The 8,705-nt window shown below is 55.6% G+C and carries 9 protein-coding genes; 2 read left to right on the top strand and 7 right to left on the bottom strand.

The window, feature by feature from the left end:
- Positions 1-77: 77 nt before the first annotated feature.
- The 7 genes from ASB58_RS19505 to ASB58_RS20350 all read right to left on the bottom strand — a co-directional run bounded on the left by ASB58_RS19505 (position 78) and on the right by ASB58_RS20350 (position 7,038).
- Entirely contained in the window at positions 78-614 is a 537-nt protein-coding gene (locus tag ASB58_RS19505; protein ID WP_118132045.1) for a hypothetical protein, read from the bottom strand.
- A gap of 786 nt (positions 615-1,400) precedes the next feature.
- Positions 1,401-2,258, bottom strand: coding sequence for a Shedu anti-phage system protein SduA domain-containing protein (locus ASB58_RS19500; protein WP_118132044.1), 858 nt, complete (start codon positions 2,256-2,258; stop codon positions 1,401-1,403).
- Positions 2,259-2,755: 497 nt separating this feature from the next.
- On the bottom strand, positions 2,756-3,250 hold the full coding sequence (locus tag ASB58_RS19495; protein ID WP_118132043.1) for a hypothetical protein: 495 nt from the start codon (positions 3,248-3,250) through the stop codon (positions 2,756-2,758).
- Between the two features lie 77 nt (positions 3,251-3,327).
- A complete protein-coding gene (locus tag ASB58_RS19980; protein WP_104738291.1) occupies positions 3,328-3,696 on the bottom strand; it encodes a hypothetical protein in 369 nt (122 codons plus the stop codon).
- Positions 3,697-4,561: 865 nt separating this feature from the next.
- Positions 4,562-6,082 carry an acetaldehyde dehydrogenase ExaC gene (exaC, locus tag ASB58_RS19485; protein ID WP_118132041.1) on the bottom strand — a complete coding sequence of 507 codons (1,521 nt, stop codon included), beginning with the start codon at positions 6,080-6,082 and terminating at the stop codon, positions 4,562-4,564.
- Positions 6,083-6,274: 192 nt separating this feature from the next.
- Positions 6,275-6,916, bottom strand: a complete 642-nt coding sequence (locus ASB58_RS19480) for a response regulator (protein ID WP_118132040.1) — start codon at positions 6,914-6,916, stop codon at positions 6,275-6,277.
- Positions 6,913-7,038 (bottom strand): hypothetical protein, encoded by a 126-nt coding sequence (locus ASB58_RS20350; protein WP_268877923.1) that lies wholly within the window; start codon positions 7,036-7,038, stop codon positions 6,913-6,915. Before ASB58_RS20350 ends, ASB58_RS19480 begins: the two co-directional genes overlap by 4 nt.
- A 149-nt stretch (positions 7,039-7,187) precedes the next feature.
- On the opposite strand from ASB58_RS20350, the gene ASB58_RS20115 reads away from it, so the two are divergent.
- Positions 7,188-7,349, top strand: a complete 162-nt coding sequence (locus ASB58_RS20115; RefSeq protein WP_165771328.1) for a hypothetical protein — start codon at positions 7,188-7,190, stop codon at positions 7,347-7,349.
- A gap of 114 nt (positions 7,350-7,463) precedes the next feature.
- Positions 7,464-8,126, top strand: coding sequence for a response regulator transcription factor (locus ASB58_RS19475; protein WP_096006379.1), 663 nt, complete (start codon positions 7,464-7,466; stop codon positions 8,124-8,126).
- Positions 8,127-8,705 lie beyond the last annotated feature (579 nt).

The raw sequence follows: 8,705 nt of genomic DNA, 5'->3' as shown, positions 1-8,705 counted from the left end.
GCTAGGCACTCATGCAGCCAGCGGCACTTTGCCCACCAGCCCGCAAGCGTGGGCATATCTGATTTGCCCTCTGCCACTCACCTTGATGCGGCCTCCGACTTAGAAATCACCTCAACAATGCGCTGCGCTTCGTAATCAGTTAACCCTCGCTCCCCCACCCATGAAGGCGACAGCAACAGAAACCACGCGGCGAGACCAGATACAGAGGTGACCTTACTCTCCGAACTGGTCGCTAACAATGTATTGCCTTCGCTGTCTGCCAACGCGATTTTGTAGCCAGTTTCCGCACACCCAACGGATGGGATTAGCCCTAGCGTCAGCACCGTTAGCATGGGCTCCGAAAAGCACGCACCGGTCTGCATCGACTCTAACGACAGCAGGTACTCAGAAGGCGCTTCACCAACTGATGGAACAACGGAGGCTGCAAGGCCTTGCTCGGTTAATGCTTCCGCAAGCCACTGCTCACCCAATCCCTGGGAGCTACCGACATCAACCAGTACAGTGCCGGCGAGCAGCGTTGTTGCCCTACGGGGCTGAAGGTCGACAGAGCGAATTTCGTAGGCTGAGCAAGCTGAGATTAAAAGGCAGATTGTGAGCAGAGCTGTATTTTTCATTTATTGACCAAGAGGCAGCTGCAATTTCTTCTTGAGGACGTCTTAGTGAGCGAAGCGAAAGACTAGCGCCAGATGCTAGAGCTCAGGGAAAGCTACGTCCGTAGATGGTTTGAGTTTAAGTGCTGCTCTGCTCGCAGCGACAACGCTCGAAATGTGATTCCGAAATGCTGGCGCGTCGTTTACAACGATGTAGCAGGCGATCACATTCCGTTTTGAGGTTGTTAACCCACTCTACGTCTCTTTCTTCTGCTGCAAGGACTGCACGAAGACGACGCTCGGATTCCGCCTGCCAGCCTACGAGCCCAGCAGATACGCCTGCATGGTAGTGGCTCCACACGTCTGACGAGCGAGTCTCTTTGCTATTTAGATGCTCGGCGACTGCGTGAAGCGTTGCAAAACGCTGGCGGAAGTGAAGCACTTCCTGCTTTGCCCGAGCGGCGACTCCTGCCACTGCGCTCTCGAAGGCCTCGAGGTTTTCCCCGCTCGTAAACGAGTCGACACGGTAGCCATCATCAAACGACAAGAAGTCCTTTGTATACCAGAGCCAGAATGCCCCCACATTCAAGTAGGTGCCTTTAGACCATCCGGAGGGCTGAAACTCAACGACCGTAACCCACCAGTGATGGTCGTCCAGCCATATGCGAGACCGCCCCTTTTGGATACATCCAATAGGACGAAGCGCGGTCCGGGCTGCTTTGGTGATAAGAGTGTTGTGAGTAACCTCGGCCACGATCTTGAGCTCTAACGTTGGAGTTAAGCCGCGCCGTTAGGCGTCGGCTTGAACGATTAGTTAGACTTGGTGGAGGATATATTCCGCTTTCGCAACATGCCTTCAAAAGGATTTTCTGGTGAAACCTTTCCATTTTGACCAAGTTTTTTTCCTAAGTCCCATGAATTCATGTCATAGCCCCATGATACTAAAACCTTTCTTTGTTCTGGGGATACAATAAGCTGCTCGCTGTTGTAGAGCGCAAAGTCCCAAGTTGGCCTTGTGTTTAGATGCTTGTACCTGATACTTTTTCCGTTATAACTTATTACATTCTTCCTTGTATTTTCCCGTCTGCCCATAAAATCGTTAGAAATGGTATCAAATGACTTTATGACAATGCCTTCGCTTTGGCTAACCGACTGAATCAGCCTTAATCTTTCCGCTGTTTTATTTTTATCTTCAGATCGGCCAAAAATAAGCTCGAACTCAAACACAATAGGATTTTCACGCATACTCTCTGGCTGCAGAAGAAGTTTGAAAAAATTGAATACCTCATTCTGGTTATTCTTTATTCTTAGTTTCCATTGCCTTATCTGGTTTATTGCGTGATTAAATTCTGATGTAAAATCACCGCTTCCTTTTCTAAAGAAATTGTAATCGGGAAGCTCAAGCTCGCCGAACACAATCTTCCACTCATCTGATTTTTTGGATAAGTATGCATAGTCAGATTTCAGATCCATAACCGGGCACTTGCTAATTAAAATGTCTTGATGAAAATAATTTTTATAGGTTAAAGCCTCTGAAAAAAGCTCTGTATTTCTTTCTAGGAAATCTTGAATTGATTGTTCTTTTTGCCCTTGCTCTGGTGTTGATGATAGTTTTTCCTGATACTGATTAACTATCAATATTTTTTGTTCATTTTCCATTCGATTCATGGCGTTTCCTTGATTCTGTGATGTCTAACGCAAAGCCAAGGGGCACACGAAGCGACGCGTAGTGTGTCCCGCGGAGGGCGCGTGTTTTTGCGCTCGGAGTAACTTGGGCGCTTTGTTATGAGTTTTTTCTAAATGCAAGTTTATTTAGCCTTAAGCCGAAAAATATAACTAACACTACAAGTTGAGCGCTTACCACCGCTAGTATAGCGATACCTATTGGAAAGAAGGCAATAACAATAAACCTGTCAGCGCCACTTGTTTGAATAGCGGTGTAGATGTAAAAGGGGATTGAAATTAATACGACTAGCGTAGCCCAACCCGTTGTTACAATTTTATTTAACCCTTTATATCGGATTGCTCGGAAATCAACTCTAGAGGCTTGCTGTTTACCATCCAGACTTCCCATTGCTTTCACAGCCTTTTACTCATAACGTTAAGCGCAACGGCGCGAGCTTGCGAGCGTCCGGCACACGAAGTGTGCGAATTGGCGCGCCTTGTTAAACAAGCTGCTCAATGTATCGATCTATGCGCTCTTGAGAGCACATGGGCTCTGCCAGCATATTTCCCAGCTCCGAAAGATTGGGGAACTCCAGCCTGCCAGCGAGTATTTCAGATTCTAATACCTCCTGCTCACCGCCACCATACTCCCAAACATGCAGCTCCAGCATGTGGAAGATTGCTTTCATAACAGAAACGCCATAAGAATCGTATTCGTTCGGATTCTCTAGAGGAAAAGAAATATACTCCGTCGGGCTAGCTCCGACATCAGCTGCGAAGACGCGCTCGCTGTGCTCCCAGAGAGGAAGTAAGGCCCGGCCAGCAAGCTCCGGCCAATGGCCGGGATCCTCCGGCGCGCCGCGCGAATAAAAGTAGTATGGCTCCTGAAATAGATATCGCATCCCGTCCGGGCACTCCAGGGTCACCAAAAACGCCTTCACCTTCTCCGGGAGCTCCAGCTTTCGTATTCCAGTCGTTCGTTCGATGTCCGACATGCTCATGATTGTTTAACGCCGCCAGCAGGGGCTGGAGCACGCAGTGCGAAAGTCCCTCTGGCTGGCCTTGTTAAGTTTTATTGCTGCTCGGTGCCCCATGATACATTTACCGTTGGTTTCAATTGCAGAATAAGAGGATGAAGAATCGTGCCTTCATTAAACTCCACTATCATTTTTTCAGACTCAGCCGTTGCCTCAAACTCAATTTTCTGAATATGGTTGACAGACAAGCGTACCAATTGCTCCTCGCCATTCAGGACTAACAAATCCATATCGCCGTAGCCTGGGCTAATTGTACATTCAACACGAAGCCCATTTCGGACGGTAGTGTACGCCGCTGTGTTATAGCACCACGGGACATCACTATCCGTCATTTGCGGCTCGCACTCAAAAAAGCCAACAAACTCGTATTCTTCTGGATATTCTCTCTTCTGCTCGGTAGTCATGTTTGTAACTTAACAGTGATTAGATCGCACGCAGCACTAATACATAATTAGTGCGCTCGGTATAACGCCGAAAGTACATTCGGACATTTTTTAATGGAATCATGCAGTTACCGCCTTCCTTGGCGCTTTCGGCGTATTCGCGCTGCAGCAAAATTTGTGAGTTGCTTCCTACTTTAGCGAAAGGAGAACACACGGCAAGCTGATTTTTTCTTGGGCCGCAAACCGTATTGCTTGCACGGACCCCGGGTCCCCGTTTACGTGGGCGAGTAGCGCAGATTTATCGGGAAAAAGAGTCGTAGGATGTCTGAGGAGCGCAGCGACGAGTTTTACGACTCCCCGATAAATCGAGCAACGCAGCGAACCCGAAGGGCCGCGTAGTCGGGGTGGCCTTTCTTTTGGTTACTTTTCTTTGGCCACGCAAAGAAAAGTGACTCGCCGTCAGGGCGAAAAGGTGACTTGATGAACAATCGTGCGGTGCGGGAGAAACTGGATCCCCGCCTTCGCGGGGATGACGTTGTGGTGGTTTACCGGGCTGACGATTAGTCGGGAGGCTGTGGAGGCGAAAGGCAGAGGTGAGCATCACACACGTCGTTGAACCAAACCGGTCACGTTCGTGCAGGCGTCACCACGGGCACGGCATGCCGTGCCCCTACGGGAGATCGCGTCTGCAGCGGAGCGATAGATATCCCCCCACCAAATCCCAAACAAAAAAAGGCGTGACCGAAGTCACGCCAAAGTTTCACGAACAGACTTGCAGAACGAGGGGCATGTCCCTCAGGGGTAGTACTCAGGGCCGACAACTCACTACCAGCCCCTAGCGCCCCGGCAGGTGGAGCAACCTGCGCGGGGTTTGCCTGGGTTGGGCTTAGAAGAAGCCCAGCGGGTTGACGTCGTAGCTGATCAGCAGGTTCTTGGTCTGCTGGTAGTGGTCGAGCATCATCTTGTGGGTCTCGCGACCGACACCGGACTTCTTGTAACCACCGAACGCGGCGTGGGCCGGGTACATGTGGTAGCAGTTGGTCCAGACGCGGCCCGCCTGGATGCCACGGCCCATGCGGTAGGCACGGTTGATGTCGCGGGTCCAGAGGCCGGCGCCCAGGCCGAACTCGGTGTCGTTGGCGATGGCCAGGGCTTCGGCTTCGGTTTTGAAGGTGGTGACGCTGACCACCGGGCCGAAGATTTCTTCCTGGAAGATGCGCATCTTGTTGTGGCCTTTGAGCAGGGTCGGCTGGATGTAGTAGCCGTTGCCGAACTCGGCGTTCAGACGCTCTGCGCCGCCACCGATCAGGAACTCGGCCCCCTCTTCGCGGGCGATTTCCATGTAGGACAGGATCTTGTCGAACTGCTGCTCGGAAGCCTGAGCGCCGACCTGGGTTTCAGTGTCCAGCGGGTTGCCGCGCTTGATGCTGCGGGTACGCTCCAGAACCATGCCGATGAAGTCGTCGTACATGTCTTCCTGGATCAGTGCGCGGGACGGGCAGGTGCACACTTCGCCCTGGTTGAAGAACGCCAGCACCATGCCTTCAACGGCCTTGCTGATGAACGACTCTTCGGCCTGCATGATGTCGGAGAAGTAGATGTTCGGCGACTTGCCGCCCAGCTCGACGGTGGACGGGATGATGTTTTCCGCAGCGCACTTGAGGATGTGACGGCCAACCGGGGTGGAACCGGTGAACGCCAGCTTGGCGATGCGGGTGCTGGTGGCCAGTGCTTCACCGGCTTCGCGGCCGTAGCCGTTCACCACGTTCAGCACGCCCGGCGGCAGCAGGTCGCCGATGACTTCCATCAGCACCAGAATGCTCAGCGGGGTTTGCTCGGCAGGCTTGAGCACGATGCAGTTACCGGCAGCCAGCGCCGGGGCCAGTTTCCACGCGGCCATCAGCAGCGGGAAGTTCCACGGAATGATCTGACCCACCACGCCCAGCGGCTCGTGGAAGTGGTATGCAGCGGTGTGCTCGTCCAGCTCGGCAGCGGTGCCTTCCTGCGAGCGCAGGCAGCCGGCGAAGTAGCGGAAGTGGTCAGCGGCCAGCGGGATGTCGGCGTTCAGGGTTTCACGCACGGCCTTGCCGTTGTCCCAGGTTTCGGTGACGGCGAGCAGTTCGAGGTTCTGCTCGATGCGGTCGGCGATTTTCAGCAGGATATTGCTGCGCGCCTGCACGGAGGTCTTGCCCCAGGCATCCTTGGCAGCGTGAGCGGCGTCCAGCGCCTTGTCGATATCTTCTGCGGTGGAGCGCGGGATTTCACACACGGCGTTGCCGGTGACCGGGGTCAGGTTGGTGAAGTACTGGCCTTTGACCGGCGCGACAAACTCGCCATTGATGTAGTTGCCATAGCGAGACTTGAAGGAAACGACTGAGCCTTCGGCTCCGGGTTGTGCATAGATCATTGTTGTTTTCCTCTGAGCGAAGCCTGACCCCGCACGGGTCAAGTCATGGTTCGATCTTAGTAATGGGTCCGGGGTGTCTGGTATGCGCCGTTGGCAGGGTTGACGTCGTTATTTAGTAGTAGATTGCCCGACCCATGGCACCCTCTCAGGCTAGCTGCCACGCCGCACGGCGGTGCTGCGACCGACCAGCGGTCAGGCACGCTGCACCCGCAGCACGCCGGTATCGATGGCCAGATGCACCAGCTCGGTCAGCGAGCTGACGTTGAGTTTTTGCTTGAGCACGGTGAGGTTGTTGGAGACGGTCTTGCTGCTGATGCACAGGTTCTCGGCGATCAACCTCGGCGCCACGCCACGGGCGAGCATCACAAATATCTCGAACTCGCGCTGGGTAACGTCGCGCAGACGCGGGTCGAGGCGTTCATCGCTGCCGGCGCAGGCGAGCTGGGTGGCGAGCTCCTGCTCGATATAACGATGCCCCTTGAGGCAACGCCCCACCGCGTCGCAGAGCACCTCGGGCGATGCCGTCTTGGTGATATAGCCGAGCGCGCCGGCGGCGAGTGCCTGACGCACCAGCGGCAGTTCGTCATGCATGCTGAGAAACAGGATGCGCAGCAGCGGCCAGCGCTGCAGCAGGCGACGGGCGGTTTCGATGCCGCTGATGCCGGGCAGGCCAATATCCAGCAAGACCAGATCGGGTACGCGCTGCTGCGCGGCCACCAAGGCGTCCTCCCCGCTCTCCACAGCGCGAATCTCCGCCTGCGGCAACATCTCACCCAGCAGGCAGGCACAGCCGTGGCGCACCATGGGATGGTCGTCCACCAGCAGCAGGTTCATGGTTGCAGCTCGTGCTGGGCAGAGACGCTGGCGGCGGGGCTATCCACCGCCAGCAGGCGGTCGGTGCCCAGCAGGCACAGCAGCATAAGGGTCAGGTGCAGCAGGGTTCGCAGACAGTGCATGGTGGTGGTCCACTTGTTTTCTGCCCATGCTATGCCGCTCGCGCGCGAGCAAAATACGACCTTGGTACCGCCAACCCGCTACTTTCTGCATATGGGCTTGCAACCGCAGCCGCGCCATACTGCCGGCAAACACCAACCGGACTGCCGCCATGCGCCTGCTGATCGTGCTGACCGCCTTTTATCTTTTCGCCCTGAGCGCCGCTACCCTGGTGGCAGATGAACGCCTGAATGACCTGTTGCAGAGCGCTGAATCACCGATAGCCGCCCGACAGATAGCGCTTGCTCCGAGCACCTGCGACCTACTACTTTAGTACTGGTTTGTAGTGCCAACGTCTCATTTAAAAGACACCCTACTGGCGATGTAATGCCTACAGTGCCAACCGCCTTGGCTGCATACATAAAAAAATAAAACGGGTTACCAAGCCATGTACAAGATACTCATAGCTGACGACCACCCCCTGTTCCGCGAGGCCATCTGCAACGTCATTGGCAGCGGCTTTCCGGGCAGCGAGCTACTGGAAACCTGTGACCTGGACAGCGCGCTAGCGATCGCCCGCGAACAGGATGACCTGGACCTGATCCTGCTGGATCTGAACATGCCCGGCATGCATGGCCTCAACGGCCTGATCACGTTGCGCAACGAGTCACCGTCGATTCCGGTGGTGATTGTCTCGGCCGAGGAAGACAAGCAAGTGGTGCTGCAGGCCATTACCTATGGCGCGGTGGGCTTTATCACCAAGTCCTCCCCGCGTGCGCAGATGACCGAAGCCATCGAGCAGATTCTCGACGGCAACGTCTACCTGCCCTCCGACATCATCCGCGCCAACCACACCATCACCCGCCGCAACCCCGAGGAGTACCCCATCTCCCCGGAACTGCTCTACGCCCTCACCCGCAAGCAGTTGCTGGTGCTGGAGCGCATGGCCAAGGGTGAATCCAACAAGCAGATCGCCTACCACCTGGACATCGCCGAAACCACGGTCAAAGCCCACGTGTCTGCCATTTTGCGCAAGCTGAATGTGCATAACCGGGTACAGGCGATTTTGTCGGCCAGTGATGTGGATTTCAGTGCGTATTTGCGGCGCTGAGCGGGGCTGACTGCCCCTTCCGGCTTCCGTTCGCACACCGCTTTTGTAGGGGCACGGCATGCCGTGCCCGGCTCCATCTCAACCCGGAGTTGCGGCCACTCAGATACATCCCCCCCTTCCACGTCATCCCCGCGAAGGCGGGGATCCAGTTAGCCGTCTGATACCTTCTTTGGATTCCCGCCTGCGCGGGAATGACGGGGTAGTGACGTAGGGTTGTCTCGGCCAAGCCACCTGCACTCTGCTCCCACGCCTTTCGCCTTCCCGGCGAGCCAAGGGGGGGCTGCTTGCCCAGCCCCCCCCTTAGCGATCCCCCGGGGCACCCGACTACGCGGCCCTGCGGGTTCGCTGCGTTGCTCGGCCTGACGGGGGCCGGCAGAACTCGGCTCTGCGAGCCTCAAACATGCTGCCGTCCTTTTTCCCGCCAGCCCTGCGCTACTCGCCCGCGTAAACGGGAACTGGGGCCGTGCGCACTAGACCCTCTTCTCCGTAATCAAAACCACACACACGGGAAGGTCGAGCTCCCGCTCGACCAGCGAACCGCCGGACAACGCCGTGGCCGAGTTGGAACTCGGCCTTCCC

This window comes from Pseudomonas abyssi, assembly GCF_003444685.1.
Taxonomy (GTDB): Bacteria; Pseudomonadota; Gammaproteobacteria; order Pseudomonadales; family Pseudomonadaceae; genus Halopseudomonas; species Halopseudomonas abyssi.
This window is presented reverse-complemented; position numbering and strand designations above follow the sequence as displayed.

Coding starts and splice junctions, on each gene's coding strand:
- ASB58_RS19505 (WP_118132045.1), bottom strand. CDS start 614: ATGAAAAATACAGCTCTGCTCACAATCTGCCTTTTAATCTCAGCTTGC.
- ASB58_RS19500 (WP_118132044.1), bottom strand. CDS start 2,258: ATGAATCGAATGGAAAATGAACAAAAAATATTGATAGTTAATCAGTAT.
- ASB58_RS19495 (WP_118132043.1), bottom strand. CDS start 3,250: ATGTCGGACATCGAACGAACGACTGGAATACGAAAGCTGGAGCTCCCG.
- ASB58_RS19980 (WP_104738291.1), bottom strand. CDS start 3,696: ATGACTACCGAGCAGAAGAGAGAATATCCAGAAGAATACGAGTTTGTT.
- exaC (WP_118132041.1), bottom strand. CDS start 6,082: ATGATCTATGCACAACCCGGAGCCGAAGGCTCAGTCGTTTCCTTCAAG.
- ASB58_RS19480 (WP_118132040.1), bottom strand. CDS start 6,916: ATGAACCTGCTGCTGGTGGACGACCATCCCATGGTGCGCCACGGCTGT.
- ASB58_RS20350 (WP_268877923.1), bottom strand. CDS start 7,038: ATGCACTGTCTGCGAACCCTGCTGCACCTGACCCTTATGCTGCTGTGC.
- ASB58_RS20115 (WP_165771328.1), top strand. CDS start 7,188: ATGCGCCTGCTGATCGTGCTGACCGCCTTTTATCTTTTCGCCCTGAGC.
- ASB58_RS19475 (WP_096006379.1), top strand. CDS start 7,464: ATGTACAAGATACTCATAGCTGACGACCACCCCCTGTTCCGCGAGGCC.